Origin of the sequence: Treponema rectale, assembly GCF_014202035.1 — a bacterium.
Lineage (GTDB): Bacteria > Spirochaetota > Spirochaetia > Treponematales > Treponemataceae > Treponema_D > Treponema_D rectale.
The window spans coordinates 63,042-84,730 of sequence record NZ_JACHFR010000005.1 but is presented as its reverse complement, the minus strand read 5'-3'; the positions used below and the strand labels follow the sequence as shown (position 1 = coordinate 84,730).

At 39.1% G+C, this 21,689-nt stretch carries 23 protein-coding genes; 5 read left to right on the top strand and 18 right to left on the bottom strand.

Going from position 1 to position 21,689, the window contains the following annotated elements:
* Positions 1-10: 10 nt before the first annotated feature.
* Genes HNP77_RS12090 through HNP77_RS12080 form a run of 3 tightly spaced genes read right to left on the bottom strand, consistent with a single transcriptional unit; the run spans position 11 to position 4,742 of the window.
* A complete protein-coding gene (locus tag HNP77_RS12090; protein ID WP_184653739.1) occupies positions 11-2,083 on the bottom strand; it encodes an LSm family protein in 2,073 nt (690 codons plus the stop codon).
* 2 nt (positions 2,084-2,085) lie between these two features.
* Positions 2,086-3,879: a DNA repair helicase XPB gene (locus HNP77_RS12085; protein WP_184653737.1), complete on the bottom strand. Its 1,794-nt coding sequence runs from the start codon at positions 3,877-3,879 to the stop codon at positions 2,086-2,088.
* A 47-nt stretch (positions 3,880-3,926) separates the two neighbouring features.
* A complete protein-coding gene (locus tag HNP77_RS12080; protein ID WP_184653735.1) occupies positions 3,927-4,742 on the bottom strand; it encodes a hypothetical protein in 816 nt (271 codons plus the stop codon).
* A 66-nt stretch (positions 4,743-4,808) separates the two neighbouring features.
* On the opposite strand from HNP77_RS12080, the gene HNP77_RS12075 reads away from it, so the two are divergent.
* On the top strand, positions 4,809-6,041 hold the full coding sequence (locus HNP77_RS12075) for a dicarboxylate/amino acid:cation symporter (RefSeq protein ID WP_184653733.1): 1,233 nt from the start codon (positions 4,809-4,811) through the stop codon (positions 6,039-6,041).
* Positions 6,042-6,152: 111 nt separating this feature from the next.
* On the opposite strand, the gene aspS is transcribed toward HNP77_RS12075, so the two are convergent.
* The gene (gene aspS / locus HNP77_RS12070) at positions 6,153-7,985 is read right to left on the bottom strand and encodes an aspartate--tRNA ligase (protein ID WP_184653731.1); all 1,833 of its coding nucleotides are present in this window, start codon (positions 7,983-7,985) and stop codon (positions 6,153-6,155) included.
* Between the two features lie 76 nt (positions 7,986-8,061).
* Here aspS and hflX point away from each other — a divergent pair, with 76 nt between their 5' ends.
* A complete protein-coding gene (gene hflX / locus HNP77_RS12065) occupies positions 8,062-9,354 on the top strand; it encodes a GTPase HflX (RefSeq protein WP_184653729.1) in 1,293 nt (430 codons plus the stop codon).
* A gap of 10 nt (positions 9,355-9,364) precedes the next feature.
* Positions 9,365-9,868, top strand: coding sequence for a flagellar basal body-associated FliL family protein (locus HNP77_RS12060; RefSeq protein ID WP_184653727.1), 504 nt, complete (start codon positions 9,365-9,367; stop codon positions 9,866-9,868).
* Positions 9,869-9,883: 15 nt separating this feature from the next.
* Here the strand turns inward: HNP77_RS12060 and HNP77_RS12055 are convergent, their stop codons facing one another.
* From HNP77_RS12055 to HNP77_RS12020, 8 genes are read right to left on the bottom strand one after another with little or no spacing between them, the layout of a single operon-like run.
* Positions 9,884-10,708: a phosphatase PAP2 family protein gene (locus tag HNP77_RS12055; protein ID WP_184653725.1), complete on the bottom strand. Its 825-nt coding sequence runs from the start codon at positions 10,706-10,708 to the stop codon at positions 9,884-9,886.
* Between the two features lies 1 nt (position 10,709).
* On the bottom strand, positions 10,710-11,483 hold the full coding sequence (locus tag HNP77_RS12050; RefSeq protein ID WP_184653723.1) for a TrmH family RNA methyltransferase: 774 nt from the start codon (positions 11,481-11,483) through the stop codon (positions 10,710-10,712).
* A gap of 31 nt (positions 11,484-11,514) precedes the next feature.
* Positions 11,515-12,204, bottom strand: coding sequence for a helix-turn-helix domain-containing protein (locus tag HNP77_RS12045; protein WP_184653721.1), 690 nt, complete (start codon positions 12,202-12,204; stop codon positions 11,515-11,517).
* On the bottom strand, positions 12,191-13,291 hold the full coding sequence (locus tag HNP77_RS12040) for an HD domain-containing protein (RefSeq protein ID WP_246428942.1): 1,101 nt from the start codon (positions 13,289-13,291) through the stop codon (positions 12,191-12,193). The genes HNP77_RS12045 and HNP77_RS12040 overlap by 14 nt, the downstream gene beginning before the upstream one ends.
* 2 nt (positions 13,292-13,293) lie before the next feature.
* On the bottom strand, positions 13,294-14,589 hold the full coding sequence (locus tag HNP77_RS12035) for an ATP-grasp domain-containing protein (protein ID WP_184653719.1): 1,296 nt from the start codon (positions 14,587-14,589) through the stop codon (positions 13,294-13,296).
* Positions 14,586-15,293, bottom strand: a complete 708-nt coding sequence (locus HNP77_RS12030; protein WP_184653717.1) for a tRNA 2-thiocytidine biosynthesis TtcA family protein — start codon at positions 15,291-15,293, stop codon at positions 14,586-14,588. Before HNP77_RS12030 ends, HNP77_RS12035 begins: the two co-directional genes overlap by 4 nt.
* A 5-nt stretch (positions 15,294-15,298) precedes the next feature.
* A complete protein-coding gene (locus HNP77_RS12025; RefSeq protein ID WP_343042578.1) occupies positions 15,299-16,300 on the bottom strand; it encodes a ParB/RepB/Spo0J family partition protein in 1,002 nt (333 codons plus the stop codon).
* The gene (locus tag HNP77_RS12020) at positions 16,293-17,048 is read right to left on the bottom strand and encodes a ParA family protein (protein ID WP_184653715.1); all 756 of its coding nucleotides are present in this window, start codon (positions 17,046-17,048) and stop codon (positions 16,293-16,295) included. Before HNP77_RS12020 ends, HNP77_RS12025 begins: the two co-directional genes overlap by 8 nt.
* Before the next feature lie 201 nt (positions 17,049-17,249).
* Here HNP77_RS12020 and HNP77_RS12015 point away from each other — a divergent pair, with 201 nt between their 5' ends.
* Positions 17,250-18,458, top strand: a complete 1,209-nt coding sequence (locus HNP77_RS12015; RefSeq protein WP_184653808.1) for a class I SAM-dependent methyltransferase — start codon at positions 17,250-17,252, stop codon at positions 18,456-18,458.
* A gap of 83 nt (positions 18,459-18,541) precedes the next feature.
* Here HNP77_RS12015 and HNP77_RS12010 read toward each other — a convergent pair whose 3' ends face one another.
* The 6 genes from HNP77_RS12010 to HNP77_RS11985 all read right to left on the bottom strand — a co-directional run bounded on the left by HNP77_RS12010 (position 18,542) and on the right by HNP77_RS11985 (position 20,698).
* The gene (locus HNP77_RS12010) at positions 18,542-18,775 is read right to left on the bottom strand and encodes a hypothetical protein (RefSeq protein ID WP_184653713.1); all 234 of its coding nucleotides are present in this window, start codon (positions 18,773-18,775) and stop codon (positions 18,542-18,544) included.
* Between the two features lie 2 nt (positions 18,776-18,777).
* Entirely contained in the window at positions 18,778-19,197 is a 420-nt protein-coding gene (locus tag HNP77_RS12005) for a putative toxin-antitoxin system toxin component, PIN family (protein WP_184653711.1), read from the bottom strand.
* An 81-nt stretch (positions 19,198-19,278) separates the two neighbouring features.
* Complete coding sequence (locus HNP77_RS12000; protein ID WP_246428941.1) at positions 19,279-19,497, bottom strand: hypothetical protein; 219 nt, start codon at positions 19,495-19,497, stop codon at positions 19,279-19,281.
* Between the two features lie 111 nt (positions 19,498-19,608).
* On the bottom strand, positions 19,609-19,932 hold the full coding sequence (locus HNP77_RS11995) for a type II toxin-antitoxin system RelE/ParE family toxin (protein ID WP_184653707.1): 324 nt from the start codon (positions 19,930-19,932) through the stop codon (positions 19,609-19,611).
* The gene (locus HNP77_RS11990) at positions 19,932-20,177 is read right to left on the bottom strand and encodes a type II toxin-antitoxin system prevent-host-death family antitoxin (protein ID WP_184653705.1); all 246 of its coding nucleotides are present in this window, start codon (positions 20,175-20,177) and stop codon (positions 19,932-19,934) included. Before HNP77_RS11990 ends, HNP77_RS11995 begins: the two co-directional genes overlap by 1 nt.
* A gap of 113 nt (positions 20,178-20,290) precedes the next feature.
* Positions 20,291-20,698, bottom strand: coding sequence for a hypothetical protein (locus HNP77_RS11985; RefSeq protein WP_184653703.1), 408 nt, complete (start codon positions 20,696-20,698; stop codon positions 20,291-20,293).
* A 139-nt stretch (positions 20,699-20,837) separates the two neighbouring features.
* Here HNP77_RS11985 and HNP77_RS11980 point away from each other — a divergent pair, with 139 nt between their 5' ends.
* Positions 20,838-21,689 carry a phosphoribosylaminoimidazolesuccinocarboxamide synthase gene (locus HNP77_RS11980; RefSeq protein ID WP_184653701.1) on the top strand — a complete coding sequence of 284 codons (852 nt, stop codon included), beginning with the start codon at positions 20,838-20,840 and terminating at the stop codon, positions 21,687-21,689.

Here is a 21,689-nt window from a genome sequence, read left to right as displayed (position 1 = left end):
CAACTCCATGCTACCATCTGCCGCTTGCCTGCGAAACAAAAACAGAAGGATTCCGTAATCTTTTTACGTGCATTATATTTTTTATAAAAATTTCCTGTTCAACATTAAGTTTTTCTATATAAATCCTTACACTGGCTTCATCATATTTTTTGTTAAAGGATTTTATCTGACCCAAGAGTTTTTCATTTCCCCTGAGGCTTATAAGAAGCAGATCATTGTTTGCCATTGCCGATTCTATCACGTGAATCTTTCCAGTATGATCCATGGCGGAAGCTTCCTTTATCTCAAGGCGTACGCTTTCTGCCCTCAGCTGTTCTTCCGTTAGAATAAGATTGCGCTGTATCCTGTCTTCAAGACCATCCCTCTGTTCATCCGTAAGTTCCATGGAATCAAGTTTTGACAGCAAGTTCCGGCGGAAATCTTCTGCATAAGAAATACTTTCTTCATCAGGATTTTTTTCTGAACCCTCTTCACACGAAAACGAAATATTATTTTCCCGCAATTTTTGAAGAACAAGCTGAACATTATCACGGGCAGAAGTTTTTAATTCACCAATGAACTCAAGCCCGCTTTTTTCTATAAAAGCCTGTGCCGTACTTCTGTCTTCAAAATCAAATAAATAAACTCCCGGTGCAAGAATTTTCAATATATGATTTTCAAGAACAGGATTTTTTTCTACCTGAATTCTCTGCTGCGGATCATTCACTTTCAGAATGAATCCAAAATATGACTCCGTTGAAGAAAAACTGTCATGCCATTCATTCAGGTTAAGGAGAAGGTTTTGAGGAATATCATACAAAGAAAAAGCATTTATGAGTTCACAGATATTTGTAACACCGCTTCCCGAATTAAATGCCCTCAATGCACTGTGTCTGTTTATTTCAAAAGAACAGACAGTATCAAAATGTACCGGCTGCATGAACTTTACAAGACGTACAAGATTTTTTAAATTAAGTCCCGGCATTATATTAACTCCGCCGGCAGGAGTAAGATTTAAAACTTTACACTCAGTTCCTTCACGGATATTCTGATGTGCAGTAGAAAAAACTTCCCTGTCAGTTTCCAAATCTTTTCCCCTGACGATAAGCCCGAGAGCAAGAGCCTTTTCCAGAATCAGCTCCATAACCTGAAAAGAAGATTCTGACGTCTCGAACACTCTGGACATCATTGAAGAAAAACGTCCTGCAGTAAAATTATCAGCCCCGGAACCTTCCTTAAGCAGAAAGCCCAGCTGAAGAATTTCATCTGACGTATAATAGGAGCCGGAAAGTTTTACAAGAATATTTTTCAGAAGCTCTGCATACATTATGAGATTAGACCTGGAAAATTTAACTGAAGCACTTACACAAAGATAGCAGAGGACATCAAAAAAACTTCTGTCCGAAAACGCTTCCATACGGTCCCAGTCAACTTCATAACCTCTGTCTGATTCATAAAGAATGCTGAGATTTTTTAACGCCTCAAGTACGGACATAAACAGAGGAATTCTGTCCTCTCCGAATATTTCATTTAACTCTGCATAATTTTTTTTCTTAAGGGAACCGTCATTTTTCAAACAGTCCCCGTGATCTGCCACATAAGAAAGGAGGGCTGCAATAAACTCCTGGCTTACTAAAGAAACTGATTCATCCTTCTGTACGTGAACAGCATTTTTAAAAAGCACACCCGGTCCGGCATACATATTAATTTCATCCCGAAGCATGGGATTTATTTTTAACAGAATGGAATCATCCTGCTGGCTCTTTACGTGATAAATGATAAGACGGTCTTCAAGATTGGCAAGTTTTTCGTAAACAGATTCACTGTTGAAAAACTGATAGAGTTTCTTTGCAGTACATCCGGGAATAATTTTTACAGCCGAAATTATTTTTACATCATCTTCAGTAAGGTAAGAAAGAAGAATCTTTTTATTTTCATCTTTTCTAAGAACATTTGAAATCAGCTTTACGACATTCTGTTTGTTAAAAGGTGTCCTTACGGCTCCAAGGTAGATACGGACTATTTCAAAAAAATAGTCATCACTGTAAGAAGCAAGGGCTTCCTGCCACTCCATTATGTTCTTTACCTTTTCGTCTACAACCATCGTTAACTCCATTCAAGCAACGGGGAATCATCAAGCTGATCAAAATCTGAAGAATCATTATAGCGTATAATTCTGTAACTGTATCCCTGTTCCGCAAGAAATTTCTGACGATTATTTCCAAAATCTTCTTCGACTGTATTACGAGTTATCAGGGTAAAAAATCTTGAAGTCTTTTCTTTAGGACGGAGAATTCTTCCAAGACGCTGGGCTTCTTCCTGACGTGAACCGAAAGTTCCGCTTACCTGAATTGCAAGACTTGCATCAGGGAGATCTATGGCAAAATTGGCAACCTTACTTACGACAAGAACCCTTATAACGGAAGACCTGAAATCTGAATATATTTTATCCCGTTCGGAATTAGGGGTCTTTCCTGTGATTATCGGAGCACCAAGAAGCTTTGCAATTTCATCCAGCTGATCAAGATACTGTCCGATTACAAGAATTTTATCTTCCGGATATTTTTCTACAAGCTCTTTTACAACCCTGTACTTCATGGAATTAAGACTTGCAATCTTAAACTTTTCCCTCTGAGTTGCAGCTGAATATTTAAGAAGACTTTCTTCAGGAAGATCCAGCCGGACTTCAACACATTCTGCATGAGCAATCCAGTCACTGCGTTCCAGTTCTTTCCAGGGAACATCATAACGTTTTGGACCTACAAGAGAAAAAACATAACCTTCACAGCCGTCTTCCCTGACAAGAGTTGCAGTAAGACCCACCCGGTGAACCGCCTGAAGTTCTGCAACTACGCGAAAAACCGGAGCCGGCAGCATATGAACTTCATCATAAATTACAAGTCCCCAATTGTTCTCTCTGAAAAGAGAAAAATGCGGATACGGACCAGTTTTATCAGGCCTCCAGGTAAGAATCTGATATGTTGCTACTGTTACAGGCTTTATGGTTTTGTTTTCGCCGGTATATTCCGCAATATCATCAGGAGAAAGATTAGTCTTATCGATAAGTTCATTTATCCACTGATGTACGGCAGAAATATTAGTCGTAAGAATAAGAGTATTGTTTTTTATGCGGGACATAATTTCCATGCCCACAACAGTTTTTCCTGCACCACAAGGCAATACTATCGTTCCATAACCTGTACCCGGACCACCGTTTCCTAAAAGAGCATCCGCAGCTTTTTTCTGATAATCCCTGACTTCAAATTTTTTTCCGGCGGAGTTTTCAGTTTTAAGCTGAACATCCAGAGGAGTACCGTCTACAAGAGGAACCTCATCCTTTACAGGCCAGCCGATCTGAAGAAGATTCTGCTTTACAGTTCCGCGGTCAGTAATTGGAAGAATAAAACAGAAGCGCTTTTCGTTTGGAGTTAGATTTTCTGCATATTTTAAAGTCTCAGGGCTCTGTGTAAAAGTATAGGGAACCAGATGTTTTTTTATTACAGGATGGACCGTCAGCTCTTTATGAACATAAGGAGAATCCGTTACAAGAAAAAGATATTCCGTTTTTATTTCGTTCTCCGTAATCACAGGTCCCGGAACAAGACGAAGTTTTCCGAATCTGGAAGAAGTTTCTTCAATCCATACACATACTGATTCAGGAACATCATAGCGGGCATATTTCTGCAAAACTCCCACAGCATCCTTCCAGGTAAAACCGGCACTGGCTGCATTCCACAAAGAAAGCGGAGAAAGCTGGTAAGTATGAAGATGCTCTGGAGAACGGATAAGTTCTGCAAAAGGAATAAGGGCATTTCTGCATTCTTCCGCAAGCGGAGCATGAACATCCAGTAAAAGAGTCTTATCAGATTGTACAATCAGTGGATTTTCAGGATTTACCATAATCTGCAATTATACATTTTTGAAGAAGGATTGAAAACTCATCATTTCTATTTTCTGAACAGACTGAATCCGCCGCCGGCTTTTTTACTTCCAGGCTTAACCCATGATATGGATTTTCTTGCAGTCAGTTTTGATTTAAGTTCATCCAGAGAATCAAGAAATCCACCAAGCCACCTTGAAAGTACATCATCCTTGCGGGCTTCTTCCATAGAAGAATCTCCCCTTACAAGAACGATATTAACATAAGGCTCATCTCCATAAAGGGCTGCAATATTTTCTGCAAAAGAGGCAAAGGCACTGGCTGCAGCAGCAACAAGAGGTGAAGCAACTGAAACCGTACCGTTTTTTATGGCAGGAGAACGGAGAACATCAAGAACGTTTGGTCCTTCTTTCAAAATGAATGTGAGGGCAAAGGGTCTGTCCGTATATTTTTTCTCGAAGCGGGAAAGGACTTCTACTGCAAGATACTGAAAACCGAGAATAAGTTCATCACAGGTTTTAGAAATCTCTGATGCATCCATTTTTTCTGCCCGGGAAGCATAGAACTCTTCATCAAAATAGAGAACGGCTTCATCAAGAGATCCGAAAAAGTTTTCTGCCTGAAGTACAAGATTTCTTGCGCTCAATGCAGAAGCCTTGTTCCATTCAAATGTACAGATACCGCTCTGGGACTGCACGGTTTTTTCTTCCTCAAAAGCGGCAAGCTCTGCTTTTCTTTCTGCAATAGTCTTGCGCACCGGTTTTTCATCCGGAAAGACAACTTCTTCTGTTTCTACTATCTGGCGTGAAAGCGAGACAAATCCTTCACTGAATCTGTCTGCATCTCCTGAATTTTTTCCTGCAACTAGAACGGTTTTACTCATAATGTGAAAGTATACCACAGCAGACTTTATTTGCAAACAGCAGGGAAACTCAGTATAATTCTTCCCATGAAAATATGGATGAAATATACAATCGGAATCGTCATCGGCATAATGCTTACCTTGATTTTTCCATTTAAAAGCGAAACTTCACTTACCCTCTTAAACTTCTGCAGCGATCTGTTCATTCATTTCGGCAGATTCATTATTCTTCCGCTTTTATTTTTTACAGCATCTACTGCCTGGTTTACCCTCAGGGATGAAAAACGCCTGCTCAGAACTTTTTTATGGACCGCAGGTGTAATTATAGCAGCCTCTTTATTACTTACAGTTTTCGGACTTATTACGGCCCTTATGATTCACCTTCCGAAAATTCCAATGTCCATTGAAAATTCAACGGAAATACCAACCCTTAACCTTCAGGAACTTATCCTTAAACTTTTCCCTTATTCAGGATTTTCTTCCATTCTTGAAGATTCATATCTTTTACCATGCTTTGTATTTGCAGGCTTTGCAGGTTTTGCCGCTGCTGCTGAAAAAAATGATTCTAAGGCTGCAGTTTCAGTATTTACATCTTTTGCAGAAATCTGCTGGACAATACTCAGATTCTTTACGGAAATATTCTCCATCGGAATGATTGCCCTGACCTGCAGATGGCTCCTTAACTTTATTCCCCTCTGGAATTCCGGAATCTTTAAGTCCCTTATAAAAATGCTTACGGTAGACCTTCTCATCATAACCTTCGTCATCTACCCTATTACCCTTAAACTTACATGCCCGGAAGCTAAAATACTGAAAGTTCTCTATTCCTGCATTGCACCGTTCTTTACGGCATTCATCACAGGAGACTCAAACATTTCCTATTCAGTTAACATGAGGCACGGACGGGAAAGTCTCGGAATAAAAAGTGAACTTGCACGTTTTTCTTTTCCGATGTTTTCTATTTTCTCAAGAGGCGGTTCTGCCCTCATTACGACAATCTGCTTCATTCAGATAAACAGATTCTATTCAGGCAGCTATGGAATTCCTTTCTCTGACGTACTCTGGATCGGAGCAAGTGCATTCCTCCTTTCTTTTGTACTTGCAGAACTCCCTGCTGGCGGAGCATTCTTTGCAATCACGATTTTATGTTCTATGAAAGGAAGCGGTTTTACAGCCGGATACCTTCTTCTTAAAGAAACAGCTCCTGTTGTCTGCTGTTTTGCTGCCGGAATTGATGCAGTAACAGCGATGTTCGGCAATTATATAATCGCCTACAAGACAAAGCTTCTGCATAGTGTAGAAATTAAAAAATTCATATAAATACAGGCCTGATACAAATCAGACTTCATCAAAAAAAAGGACTGCCCTTAAACTTTTACAGGACAGTCCTTTTTATTTCTTTTTTAATATGTCAGAACGACTTCACTTTTATTACTCTTCAACATCATAACAGTTGATGTGAAGATCTTTAAGCTGCTGCTCGTCAACTGCAGAAGGACATTCATCCATCGGAGAAGCAGCAAGATTATTCTTAGGGAATGCAATTACTTCATGGATAGAATCTTCATGACACATAAGCATGATAAGACGGTCAAGACCAGGAGCAATTCCACCATGAGGAGGAGCACCAAACTTAAATGCCTGTACAAGGAAGCCGAATGCCTTTTCTGCACGCTCGTTTGAATAGCCGACAATCTTAAAGATACGCTGCTGAAGGGCAGGATCGTTAATACGCATAGAACCGGATGCAAGTTCATAACCGTTAAGAACGAGGTCATAAAGATCACCTTTTACGGCACCCGGATCACTTTCGAGAGTATCCCAGTATTTTTTCTGAGGAAGAGTAAACATGTGATGTTCTGTTTCCCAGTGGTTTTCTTCTTCATTCCATGCAAAATAAGGGAAGTCGATAATCCATGCAAAGTGGAATTCATCCTCAGGATTATACAGGTTAAGATCCTTACCCAGCTGCTTGCGGACAGCACCGAGAGCAACGCAGGCAACCTGCCATTTTTCGTCACTTACAAAAAGAAGAAGGTCATTTTTTTCTGCACCAAGCTTTGAACAGATTTCACTTTCTTTTCCGGCATAGAATTTTGAAATTCCGCCTTCGAAAGTTCCCTCTGCATTAACCTTCATCCATGCAAGACCTTTTGCATGATTGCGTTTTGCAACATCTTCCAGAGCTTCAATCATTTTGCGGGAGTACTTGTCTGCAACATTCTTTACAACAAGTGCCTTAAGGCCGCTTCTCTTATGACGCTCAATAGACTTATCTGCATTAGCAGCACCTGCTTTAAATGCACCGAAATCAGAAAGTCCTGCCATAAATGCGGCATCCTGCATCTTAAGATCAAAACGAAGATCCGGCTTGTCACTTCCATAATAATCGAAAGCATCATCCCAGCTGATACGGTCAAATTTTGCAGGAAGTTCATAATTAAGAGTCTTCTTGAATACATACTGCATCATGCCTTCTGTAGTCGTAAGAACTTCTTCGCGGTTTGTAAATGACATTTCCATATCAATCTGAGTAAATTCAGGCTGACGGTCACCGCGGGCATCTTCATCACGGTAACATCTTGCAATCTGGAAGTACTTATCAAAACCGGAAACCATGAGAAGCTGTTTGTAAAGCTGAGGGCTCTGAGGAAGTGAATAGAATTTTCCAGGATGAACACGGCTTGGAACAAGATAGTCTCGTGCTCCTTCCGGAGTTGATTTTATAAATGTAGGAGTTTCAATTTCAAGAAATCCCTTTGACGTAAGATATTCACGAACAGCAAAAGCAACCTGAGACCTGAGGATAATGTTATGCTGCATCGGAGCACGGCGAAGGTCAAGGTAACGGTACTTAAGGCGGAGGTCTTCGTTTGCAAGAACAACAGTTCCGTCCTTCTGGCGAACCTCTTCTATAGAGAAAGGAAGTTCCTGTGAAGTCGTAAAGATTTCAATTTCTTCAGCTTCAACTTCAATGGCTCCTGTAGCCATGTCTTTATTAACATCCTTTTCTGAACGTGCAGCTACAACGCCTTTTACTGCAATACAATATTCGCTCTTCAATGAAGCAGCTGTTTTTTTAACATCATCAGAAGCTTTATCACCAACAACAACCTGTGTGATTCCATAACGGTCACGAAGGCTTATAAAACAAAGTCCTCCCAGATCACGGGAGCGGCTGACCCAACCATTTAATACTACATTCTTACCAACATCTGCGGCTGTCAGTTCACCGCAAGTAACGGTTCTCTTTGAGTTTTCCATAATATAACGATTTTAATGATTTTAAATTTTTTTTTCTACGTTTACAGACGGTTTTATTTTATGTATTCTTGTAATTATGGTCGAAGTAAAACTAGAAGAAGAAAAAAAAGTAAGATGCATGCTCATCGGTGCTCCGAATAAAAAAGCAGAAAATCCTCAGCCGGAAGAACTCATCGGTCTTGTAAAAACCCTGGGAATGGAAGTGGCAGATGTAATGGTACTTGCCCGCATAGAACCGACACCAGCTTACGGAATCGGAACAGGAAAGGCTCAGGAAATTGCCGACCGTTCTAAAGATGTTGAAGCCGACTGCATAATCTTTGACTGGGAAATAGATCCTTCAAAACAGCGCAACTGGGAACGTCTTGTAACAAAACCTGTATTTGACCGTAATGAAGTAATAATAAGAATATTTGCACAGAGAGCACAGACAAAAGAAGCCCTTCTTCAGGTAAACCTTGCAAAACTGACCTATTCCCTTCCCCGCTTAAGCCACATGTACGGTGACATGGCACGCCAGCGAGGCGGCAACTACGGCTCTAAAGGAAGCGGAGAAACTCAGGCTGAACTTGACCGCAGACAGATTGAAGAAAAAATCCTTCAGATAAAAAAAGAACTGGCACAGGTTCAGATAAACAGAAACATTCAGAGAAAGCAGAGGGAACGCACATCAACCTTCAGCTGTTCTCTCGTAGGATATACAAATGCAGGAAAATCCAGCCTGCTGAATGCACTGACCGGAGCAGACGTATTTGTAGAAAACAAACTTTTTGCAACCCTGGATCCGACAACAAGAAAACTTGCCCTCAGTGAAGCATCCACAGTTCTTTTAACGGATACTGTTGGTTTTATTTCTAACCTGCCTCACACCCTTATAGATGCTTTCAAGTCAACACTGGAAGAAACTGCATTATCAGACCTGCTTCTTATAACCGTTGATGCCTCTGACGAAAACTGTGTTTTTCAGTATCAGCAGGTTTTAAAAGTACTCAAAGAAATAAATGCAGACATGATTCCTCAGAAAGTCATACTCAACAAAATTGACGCCGTTAAAGATGACCACTCCCGCATTGCCCTGCTTAACTCAGAATTTCCTGATGCCATAAAAGTAAGTGCAAAAACCCAGGAAGGTTTTGAAGAACTTCTTGCCTGCATTACGGAAAACCTTCTGGGAACTTTAAGGGAATACATATTCCCGATAAACAGAAGTGACCTTGTGGAACTGTGCCGCAAAAACGGAACGATAGAAAAAGAAGAGTGGCTTGCAAATACAATACGGATTTCTGCCCGTATTCCCGGAACAATAAATGAAGAAGGAAAAGCTTCAACAAGAACTCTGTCTTTAGTCCAGGACTATATTTTTGAATGAGGTCAGGCAAATGCTTAAATATTCAGAATGGAATAAATCAACTAAAATACTTACAGGAATAATCGCTGCAATTCTTCTTGTAATTCTTTTTGTAACGGCAACAGCCCTTGCTTCCGGAAACTTTGCACCCGGAAAAAACCTCAGGCGTTCAGATCCTACTCCTGCCCAGGTACTAAAGCGTCCTGAATCAAGCAGACTGAATGCGTATACAGACTTCGGACAAATCAGGACACAGACAAAATCAAAAAACAACGATACACCCGGAACGGTTGTTGTCATCGCCCCGTGGTTCTCTTACGAAAAAGCTGACACAGAATTATTTGAGGAACTTTCCAATAAAGAACTCTTTATAGAGAATCTTATTTCTGATTACTTCAAAAACTTTACGGAAGACCAGCTGGTTGAAAAAGGAGAAGTAGAAGTAAAGACTGAACTGCTGGAACTTATAAATAACAATCTTGTCCTCGGAAAAATCCGGGGCATATATTTCCAGACCTATATATTCATTCAATAATCTAAAACAGGAACATTAAAACCTGACTGTAAAATTCAATCCTGCGGGTACCGGCGTAATCTGCAGGGTCGAAGAAGAATCCAGACTCTTTTTATACATAAGCTTATGCAGATAAGGAATTCCAATTCCATACAAAGTTCCTATGGCAGCTCCCCCAAGCACATCCGTTAAAAAATGATTTCCGCTGAGCATACGGAATGCTGCTGTAGAGCCTGCAATTGCATAGGAAGCAATTCCTACAGGAACACACCATTTAGATTCCGGAAAACATTCATGAAAAACATAAGTTGTAAAGGCAGCACTCATAAAAGCATCAGAAGTATGTCCGCTTGGAAATGAACAGTATCTGTCCTTAACAGATTCATCAAAAAAATCAACATCACCATAATAAGCATAAGGTCTTGGCCGCTGCACAATGTTCTTAATAATGTTTACGGTCCCTTTAGTGTAAAGAAAACTTTCTACATACATAAGTCCGATGGTAACAAGATCCTGCCCGCTTATATCATCATTAAGGTAGCTGCATGAAAAAAGAAGTTCCGGAGCAAGAAGAACACCGGCACCATAACTAATGTTTCCTGCATATCCGAAAGACTTGCTGTATCCTTTTACACTCCATCTGTCTAAAGGATTTATATCATCCTTATCAAGAACCTCCGGATAATCAAATTCTACATATTCATCCATAAGCATGCCGGCTGTAAAAACTGCAGCCCCTGCCGTAAAAATAATTCCGTCTTTAAGAGCATCCTTTTTAAAAGGAATCTCGGCATTTAAATTTGAAGCGGAAAACAGAAAGAACACGCTGAAGGCAGAAAATAAAATCCTTTTTAACACCATGCTACTTCCTCATCTCATACATAATGATTGAAGCTGCCTGTGCAACGTTAAGACTGTCAACTTTAGGGCCGTCACTGCCGGCTTCCATTCCTGAAAAAGGAATTATTACAAGATGATCACAGTTTTTCTTTACATCATCACTGATTCCATGTTCCTCGTTTCCAAGAACAACAATTGCAGCTTTTGCACCGCACAGGGATTTTATATCTGCACTGGATTTTTTTGCATCAAGTGAAGTTCCTATGCGGACCATTTTTCCTTCCATATCCTTAAGCAGTGCCGGAATTGATTTTATGGAATAGATATGTACGAATTCCATTCCCCCTTCCGCAACCCTATAGGAACTTGTAGTTATGGAAGACTGAGCCTCATCAAGAGGAATGACTATATTTTTGATTCCAAAAAAAGCAGCACTTCTTACAATAGCACCAAGATTATTTGCATTGCCTACACGGTCAAGCAGCAGGGCACTTTCATTATTACGAACCCAGTTTGCAGTGATATCTGAATTCAACGAAAGAATTTCAGGAGGTTCAATCATTGCAACAACCCCCTGATGATGAACACTGCCGCAGAGTTTTTCAAGTTCAGAAATATCCTTTACCTTATTATAAGGTTTCTTGTCTGCAGAAAGTTTTTTGCACAGGCCGCCAAACAGAGGAGCCCTTTCTTCAGAAAAATAAAGGCGCTTGATTCTGTGATAATTTATTTTTTCAAGAAGTTTTACTGCAGCAAATCCACATACTGCAAGTTCATTATTTTTAGTGTTTTTCATAATACAAAGTATACCATGCCTGTATTTTAAATTATAGTCGGAATTCAGAAGGAGATTTTCCGTATTTTTTTGTAAAGCAGTTTGTAAAGTAAGCAGCAGATTCAAAACCGCACTGGGCAGAAATCTGCTTTACAGAAATTCCAGTCTGCTCAAGAAGTTCCTTTGCACAGTTAAGCCTGAATAAATTCAGATATGTCCACAAAGGTATCCCCATTTCAAGATTAAAAATCTTACTGAGATAATCATCCGTGACGCCAACCTGATCCGCAAGATTTTTTCTTGTAAGTTTTTTAGAAAAATTTTTATTTATAAAAAGAATCGTATACTTAACGATATTTGCAGTCTTTACAGGAAGCGTTTTTTTCTTTCCTTCAAGAATTTCCATCAGACCTTCATAAAAAGATTTTTCCAGTGCAAGTTTTTCGTTGCAGATTAAAACCCTCGGAAAATCAGAAATTGAATTAAGATTGTTTTCTTCCTTAAAACTTTCCTGAACAATAAGAACAAGAGTTTTTTTCAGCATCTCATTTTTACGCAGTTCCCTTAAATCCGCATCTTTTATTTTCAGAAACACAATAAGATCCGGAACAAAGCGACCGCCCATGGAAAAAAGAAAGGACAGGGAAGAAACAACTTCCGTTTCATTGTCTCTTGCCCATTCCTTGAGAAGTCTTGTTTCACTGCCTACAAATACAATCCGTTTAGAACTATACCTCTGCATAAGGAACACAACCCCATAAAGAATCCTTATACGAAAGAAATTCTTCTACAATCTTTTTTGCTTCAGTGTTGATTTTCGATATTCTCTCAAAGCGGTTAATCTCAACCTGAACAAGAGGATCCACATATCTTTTCTTTACATCAAGAGAAACACACCAGCAGCCGTCCAGTTCCTTGTCGGAATGAATCACTTTCTTCATATTACGGAAAGTAAGATAAAGTTTAGAAAATTCACAGCCCGGATTTTTTGAAGCATAGTCATCAAAATACTCAATCAGTTCACTTTCGCCCTGAACATAAAGATCAATTTCATGAATGATGTTTTCTTTTAAAGCCGCACTTATTACATCAGCCATAAGCTGCATTGCGGCTTTATCTTCATTATGCTGAAGGATAAGACTTACATCACAAAATTTTTTTATGTAATCAAGGGCAATGCTTTCTGTTTTAAAACCCAGTTCCGGAAGAAGTTTTTCATTCCTTAAAACAGCAATATCAGAATAAGTACTTTTTATTTCCTCAAGAGTCCACACTTCATTAAGGGCAGCTCCGCTGGGAAACATATATTCAAGTCTGTCCGCACTCAATCCCGGGCATTCATTATCATCAATCGGATACTTATGATAATCATTTACTTCCTGAAGATTAAAACCGTCCCTCTCAAGAAGTTCCTTTAAGAAAGCATTTTCATTTATCATCTGAATATTAAGTTCTTCAGTAGACTCCTGATGAAGGGCATCTCCGTTCCTGAAATCGCTCACATGGGAAAAAGCAGGAGTAGAAACATCATGAAGCAGTGCAGCAATCGCCTGTTTTTTACTTTTAGAAAAATTCCATGCAATCAGTGCAGTTCCTATAGAATGATCCAGACGGGAATAATAAAATCTGTTTCTAAAAAGTTCAGTCCAGTCCGTACCGCACAAAAGGCCGATACCGCTGAGCCGCTGAACAAGAGGAAGTTCAATATAATCTTTTAAAAACTCAGGAATCCTGCTGCACAGAATCTTATGATACTTTTCCGTACTCCACTCAAAACCGGAAGCATCTTTATCAAAATAACTGCCGTTCCAATAATCATAAAGATTCATAATCAACTCACCTTTTCAAATTCGCTTTTTATGGAAACATATTCCTTTTCTATATCAGCCATATCATCACTGCACAGCACAACTTCAAGATAGCCTTTTTCCCTCTCCTGCCTGGCTGCAAGATTTTCTATCTGATGCACATAGCACACATGTTTTCTGCCGCTTATATTTTTTAACGTATCTTTCTCCTGAAGGGGAAGCTTAAAATTAACGGCATGCATCATTTTTCCGTTGACATCCTTTTCCTTCAAAAGTCCAAGAGCATTCTCAAGGAGAAGTTCCACCGGAGATTTTTTTAATGCAGCGGCATAAGTCCAGCTCATTCCGCTTAACCGGGGATTTATCTCAATGACAAACCACCTGCCTTCACTGAAAACCAGATCAACCTGAAACACTCCGCTCAGTTTTAATTCTGCTGCAATCTTTTTTAAAAGAACTTTCAGTTCTCCAATCTTATATTTTTCATCCGTTACTGGACCTTTTTTTATACTCAGCTTCGGACTGGTTATTCCATATTTGTTTACAGAAAACTCCAGGGGATTAAAAACAATGCAGTCCTTTTGTCCGCAATAAACTTCCGTCCCAAACTGCTGACCACAGATAAGCTGTTCTACGACACGGTCAGAGTTATTTCTTTTTGAACATAAAAATCTTTTTACTTCATCAAAAGACGTACACACTTCCATTCCGTAAGAACTTAATCCTGTTGTATCCTTTATCACCACAGGAAACTTAAGCTTTGCAATTTCAAACAGAACGGAATCTTTATATACATTCTCCCGAACTTTTCCTTTATTGCCCGCACACCAGAAAAGCTGATGATTAACATAAACGGAAGGAGCAACATCAATACCGGCCTTTTGCAAAACTTCATGAGTCCGGGCCTTATCAAAACATACGAGAGAACTTTTTACAGGATGAGCAAAAACCTTAACTCCATTGCGCTCAAGAATTTCTGCAGTCATAGAATCCTTCATTCCCTGCCAGTCAAAAGGAACCGTCCAGAAAGTCGCAGCTATGGCAATATCCGGATTACACTTCAGGACAGCAGCTGCCGTCTCTTCCGCAGAGATTCCGCTGTCAACAATATAAGTAACCCCTTCACATTTTTCTTTAAGTTCACTTCCGTCAAGATCCAGAAGAAAATCACCGGGCTTCTGGGTAACACAAAAAAATTTATGTTCAGGAAAACGCTTTACTATTGCATCAAAGTTTTCTTTACAGGAAGGAATCTGAGTAACCTTAAGTTTTTCTTTTTCAAAATGAATTGCACTTGTACTGAAAAAAACTATATTCACGGAAGATACTCCGGTTTTATTTTACGAAGAGCGTTAAAAAGATGTTCCTTCAGAATACGGTCCCCGTCCGTAAGATAATCAAGTTTTTTTCTTGCTGCTTTTCTGGCACTATTATCCTGAAAAGTGCAGGTACAGGTAAAACCGTAATACCCCGTTTCTTTTGCATGCTCGATTATTACATCCTCAGGGGTATAGCACAAAGGCCTGATAAATGTCACAGGAAAATTTTCAAGCTTAAGCTTAGGAATCATCGTACTGAGCTCAGCCTTCTGAAGTGCATTCATTATAACTGTAGCAAGAATATCATCCAGATGATGTCCCAGTGCAATCTTATTATAACCGTGTTCCTTTGCATAAACCAGAAGTTCCTTACGGCGCTGGCTGGAACACCAGTAACAGCTCATTTTTTTTCCTTCCGCAAGCCGTCCCTGAACATCAATTTCTATTTTCTTAAAATCAACATTCCACTTTTCAAAAAGCATACGTATGTTTTCAGGAATCGGACCGCCGAATTCTGACTGAATATGAAGGGCTGTAAATTCAAAATCTGAATTCTTACGAAGTTTTCTCGAAGCAAAATATTCTATGAGTGCAGTAGAATCCTTTCCGCCGGAAGCACCTATAAGAATTCGGTCTCCTTTTTCTATAAGAGAATAATCATAAACAGCTTTATCTATCAAACTGTAAATATACGGATTTGCCACTTGAGTTACTTAATCAGAAGATTATAAATTCTATCAAGGTCATCTTTGCTGAAATAACTGATAGTAATGCTTCCTTTATCGAAGTTTCCTTTTAACTGAACCTTTGTTCCAAGAGATTCAATTATTGCCTGTTCAAGAGCAATGTAATTAGGATCACGATTATCCTGAACCTTACTCTGTCCCACAGGAAGTTTCTGATGAGCATCTTTCATGTCACGGGCATAAGATTCTGCTTCACGAACAGACATTCCCTGTCCCATTATCTTTGCAAAAAGAATTCTCTGATCCGCAGCATTCTCAACACTCAGCAGTGCACGGGCATGACCTGAAGTAAGTTCACCTTCAATAAGAGCCCTCTGAATATCTTCAGGAAGCTTGAGAAGTCGCAGACAGTTTGCAACAGTCGAACGGTTCTTTCCGACACGCTGGGCAACTTCATCCTGAGTAAGGTTTCCGATTTCCATCAGCTTGTAATAAGCCTGGGCCTCTTCAACAGGATTAAGATCCGTACGCTGAATATTTTCGATAAGTGCAACTTCAAGTTTCTTTACGTCAGAATATTTTCTAAGCTGAACAGGAACCCTCTTAAGGCCTGCAAGACGGGAAGCCCTGGTACGGCGTTCACCTGCAATAATATAGAAGGTTCCGTCTTCTGCATCTTCAATCATAATAGGAGACAAAACGCCTTCCTGCTTGATTGATTCAGCAAGTTCCTTAAGTTCATCCTCATTAAAATACTGACGCGGCTGTCGCGGATTCGGTTTTAACAGATTAGGATCAACCCACAAAGTTCCATTTTCGTCAGCATATACACCGGCAGGAAGATTTGGTTTTATCTGAACTCCAGTCCTCAGGGAAGAAGCCCCCTCTGCAGCATGAAGCAGGGAAGCCTCAGGTTTTTCAGAAGAAGTTCCTCCGTGAATAATATCGTTAATTGAATCAGGAGACATACCTTCGCTTGCAAAAACGGCACCCATTCCGGCACCAAGACCGCCTTTTTTAGCCACGATTAATCACCTCTTCCGCAAGTTTCTGATAACTCTTAGCACCGATACAGTTTGGATCATAAAGACAAATCGGTTCCCCATGAGACGGCGCTTCTGAAAGACGGATATTTCTAGGAATGATAGTATTGAAGACAACGTCCTTAAAATAACTCTTAACCTGCATTACTACATCCTGAGCAAGACGAGTACGGCTGTCATACATTGTAAAGAAAATACCGCCGATTTTAAGAGAAGAATTAAGTCCTTTCTGAACCTGCTGAATTGTCTGAAGAAGAAGGGTAATTCCTTCAAGAGCAAAGTATTCGCACTGCATAGGAACAAGCACTTCATCTGCTGCACAAAGTCCGTTAAGAGTAAGCATTCCCAAAGAAGGCGGACAGTCAACAAGAATGTAGTCGTATTTGTCACGGATCGGATCAAGAACCCGCTTTAAGAAAAAGTTACGGTCCTGCTGGTTTACAAGTTCCATTGCAGCACCTGCAAGATCTATGGAAGCACTGATAACATCAAGATTTGCAACCTTAGTATGTTTGATTGCCTGTTCAGCAGTAGCAGTTTCTGCCATCAGTTCGTAAATAGTAGGTTTTTCCTTGCTGACCCCTACACCGCTGGACATATTGCCCTGAGAGTCAAAATCAACAAGCAGAACTTTCTTGCCGGCTACAGCAATATAGGCACCGATATTTATGGAAGAAGTTGTTTTTCCAACCCCACCCTTCTGATTAACAAATACAAATACTTTTCCCATGTGAAACATTCTAACAAAAATTTGTTTCACATACTAGAGCTTTTTTCCTTTTCTTTTATTATGAAGCAGCACGTAAATGCAAACCCGCTTTCCATGGTTCCGCCTGCGCTCCATCGTCCTCGCCCTGCTGCGGTCGACGCTTACGCGCCATTCCAATCGGGGCTGGTTTGTTTATTTACAGAAATATTCTATAATACAAGCATGATTTTAAGCATTACGTTTTCTAAGCCTGTAAAAAATATTCAGGAACAGGAACTGTTAGACAGAGACTATATAAAAATCCGCATTCAGAAAAATCCGTCCTCTTCACTTACTGCAAAAGCAGCTTATAGCGCAGAATTCTTTACCCAGAAACAGGCCTTTCATAAAAGTATGACACAGGCAGAAGCAGAAGACTTTTACAAAAAACATGCAGGTACAACTTTTAAAAATACTGTATGCCGTACAGAATCAGAAGAAATAACAACCATGGCAAACCGTCACGGAGAAATTAAAACAATCACTAAAAAACTTTCTGCCCGGGACGCCACTAAAGAAAATAATAAAAGCCTTTTTAACAAAAAGAAAAACTATATTTTACAGGAAGGGATTCCTGTTCCTTTTCTTGTAAAGCTTGGAGTTATGACTAAAGAAGGAAAAGTCATTGCACAGAAATATGACAAGTTCCGTCAGATAAACCGCTTTCTTGAATTTATAGATGATATAATTCCGGATGTAACAAAACTTTGCACAGGCGATACTGGCTTTACAGAAGAACGCCCCCTGCACATAGCAGACTTTGGCTGCGGAAAATCCTACCTTACCTTTGCAGTTTACTATTTTTTAAAAGAGCTAAAAAAAATTCCTGTAGAAATTACAGGCCTTGATCTTAAAGAAGATGTAATAAAAGAATGCTCTTCTCTTGCAAAAGAATTCGGTTACACCGGGCTTAATTTTTATATAGGAGACGCTGCAGAGTTCAGTTATAAAAATCCACCGGACATAATGATAACCCTTCATGCCTGTGACACTGCAACTGACTATGCCCTTAACTATGCTGCAGGTCACGATGCAAAAGCAATTCTCAGCGTACCCTGCTGTCAGCACGAAATTAACCTTCAGCTGGAAAAAACAAAACTTACGGAAGACAGTCCCTTTGCAAGCCTTAACCGCTGGGGCATAATCCGGGAACGCTTTGCAGCTCTGGCAACAGATGCCCTCAGGGGAGAACTTCTTGAACAGGCAGGTTACTCAGTACAGATGCTTGAGTTTATAGACATGAGCCATACTCCCAAAAACATACTTATCCGTGCAGTAAAAAAACAGGGTCAGGCAAATCAGGAAGCAGCAGAAAAAAGTCTCGTCCGAAGCAAAAGCCTTCTGAAAGAACTCAAAGCAGAACAGACACTTGTAAAGCTTTTGCAAAAATAATAAAACAAGCCGCCCCATACTGCAACTGCTTAAACCGCAAACCGGCTTGACCGGTTTTCCGGCTTTATAGCTTTGTTATGTGATTATCTGTCGTAGTCAGCAGGTTCTACATCAGGGGCTTTTGATAAAACTGCCATAAATTTATCTCGAGAACCTCTTTCTGCTCTTTCTTCCAGATAATTCTGAGTTTCCAAAGCGGAAATTTTCTCTGCAACAGCGGATATAATGAACTGATTTATTGAGATGTTATCTTTTGTAGTTATCTCTTTTACCATTGTATGGTAAGAATCTGGTAGCCTTAAACTTAATGTAGCCATTTTTACACCTCCATTTCTTCCAAAAATTCTTTTGGGGTCTTAATCTTTATTCCTAAAGTCTCTGCTTCCTGAAAGTCTTTCTTATTAAAGGTAACAATTGTTTCTGCTCCTGCGTTTATTGCAAGTTCAAGAACATGGTCATCAAACGGATCTCGCAAATAAGGTCTCCAAAGATAAAATATTTTCGTTCTAATTCCGACACTACAAATGTAGTCAATAAAATCTTCAATGTCGGAGTCTGAAAAAATATTTCTGTCAAGGTGATTTTTCAAGATTGCCTCATATTCCAAAATAAGTGGAACTGAAATTGCAAAGTCAAATAAACCACTACCAATTTTTGAAATCAATCCAAATGATTTTCCGTTTTTGCTTTGCAAAGCTGACAGAACTACATTTGTATCGATTACGATAGGATGTTTCATTAATAGTATTATATGTGATACCACACAGTATATCAAGTAATTTTTTTTACCTTTTCTACACACGGTTTTTTTAGAACATTTCTATGATTTTATATTATCTATTATGAATTTAAATAAATCTGGCAACGGTAAATTATATACTTCCTGAATATCAACTCTATAAGTTGATTTCACTTTATCAATAATCCCTTGTTCTATTTTCTTTTTCTTATCATCATCATATTCGCAATAAAAAAGAGGATAGTCAGACAAATCTAAATCTACTTGTTTATTTTTATTCTGTAATGTAAACGGAATCATTAGGTTCTTAATGTTCATATTCTACCAAAATACGCGCCAGTGAGGGTGTCCACATAACAATGAGTTAAACCGCAAACCGGCTTGACCGGTTTGTCGGCTTTGAACTTCTTGTTATGTGTTCTCATTATCACCAAACAAGATTCTTACAAAATCTCGCCTTGAATACATAATTCTTATTACTTTTACAAACTCATCTTCTATTCTGTAAAAAATAGAATAATTATTTGCAAGAACAAATTTATAATCCGTTGGAAATGAAACATATCTTTCTACAGGAATCCCTATTTCTGGATAGTTTGCTAAATCTTCATAGGTTTCTACAATTTTCTCTACAGTATTATGGGCTGCAATAGAATTCTGCAATTCAGTTTCGATATAGTTTTTTATTTCGAGCAAATCTTGTGCCGCCTGTGGTGAAACTTCTACAGTAAACATCAGAGTCCTACCATCGAACGAACATCTTTTGTGCTAAGCCAGCCTTTTTCTTTTGCGGAATCTTCTCCTTTTTTAAGTTCAGCAAATAAAGTTTTTGTAGCTGTAAGTTTTTCATAATCCTTTATTGAAATCACTGCATAGCAACCTCGTCCATTTTTTGTGAGAAAAACAGGAGATTCATCTGCTACATCCTGCAGAACTTCATTATAATTTCGCAAATCTGAAACCGGTTTTATTGCAATCATATACACCTCTAAATAATTCGTAATATATTACGAATTATATTATCTAATATTTTGTAACAATCGTCAAGAGTACAAAAAAACGCGGTTTGACTGCGTGGTTTATGCATTGGTTACTATATTTTATGGATTGTAATTATTATAAAATCTTCTTTTCTCCAAAACCAATTATTTGTAGGTTCTATAGTTATTGAATACCCCATAGGAGAGTCATAACTAAAACCTGGTGAAAGTTTATAATGACCCATTTTCAGTCGAACCGATTTCGTTTTTCCAATTTTAAGTCTGCGTATATAGAATTCTTCATCTCCCATGGAACTTACACATATGTGAAATGGAATCTCTATTATTTTACCTTTAGAACTTCCTGTTTCATCATTCCAGATTATTTTTAAGTTACGAAAAAACGTATTTTCCATTGCTTCTTTGCGTGCTTTTTCTTTAATAACAATAGACGAAAACACAACAATACAAGTTAGCGAAAAAAATACTAAAATCGAACTAAATAAAATTTTCTTTTTCATTCTTTTTTTCCTAATACCAAAAGCGCCCCAGTGCGGGTGTCCACATAACAAACATTTACAAGGCCCCTGTAAATCAGTAAAATCTTGAGAAAACGAGCAGTGACTTTTCTGAAAGCCGCTGCAAATCCGGGGTAAGAAAATGAAAAAAATTATCAGTGGAAAAGTTCGTGAAGTTTACGATCTTGAAGACGGAAGAATGGTTATCGTTACGACAGACCGCATCAGCGCATTTGACGTAATCCTTCCTACCATGATTACAGACAAAGGAAAGGTTCTTAATGCCCTTTCAAATTTCTGGTTCGGTCTTACAAAAGATATCGTAAAGAATCACATGATTTCTTCAGACCTTAAAGACATGCCTGCAGAATTCCAGAAAAGTGAATACGAAGGACGCACAATCCTCGTAAAGAAACTTAAGATGATTCCTTATGAAGTAATCGTACGCGGATACATGTTCGGTTCAATGTATGAGGCATACAAAAAAGGTGAACCATTCCTCGGACACAGTTTTGACAAAAAATACGAACAGGCAGAAAAACTTGAAGAGCCTATCGTTACCCCTTCAACAAAAGCAGCAGAAGGTCATGATATCAACGTAACTTTTGACTACATGAAAAAAGACCTTGGTGAAGAACTGGCAACTAAGATTCAGAATGCTGCTCTTGCAATTTACAAAAAATGCTACGACCATGCTTACAAAAACGGAATCATCATTGCCGATACAAAGTTTGAATTCGGTCTTGATGAAAACGGAGAGCTGGTTCTTGGCGATGAAGTTCTTACTCCAGACTCAAGCCGCTTCTGGAATCTTGATACCTACAAAACAGGAACAAGTCCTGCAAGCTATGACAAGCAGTTTGTACGCGACTGGCTTAAAGACAATAACCTTGCCGGAGATCCTAACATTAAATCAATTCCGGAAGATGTTGTTGCAAAGACAAGCGCACTCTATCATGAATGCGTTAAAAAAATTACTGGAAAAGACCTCTAG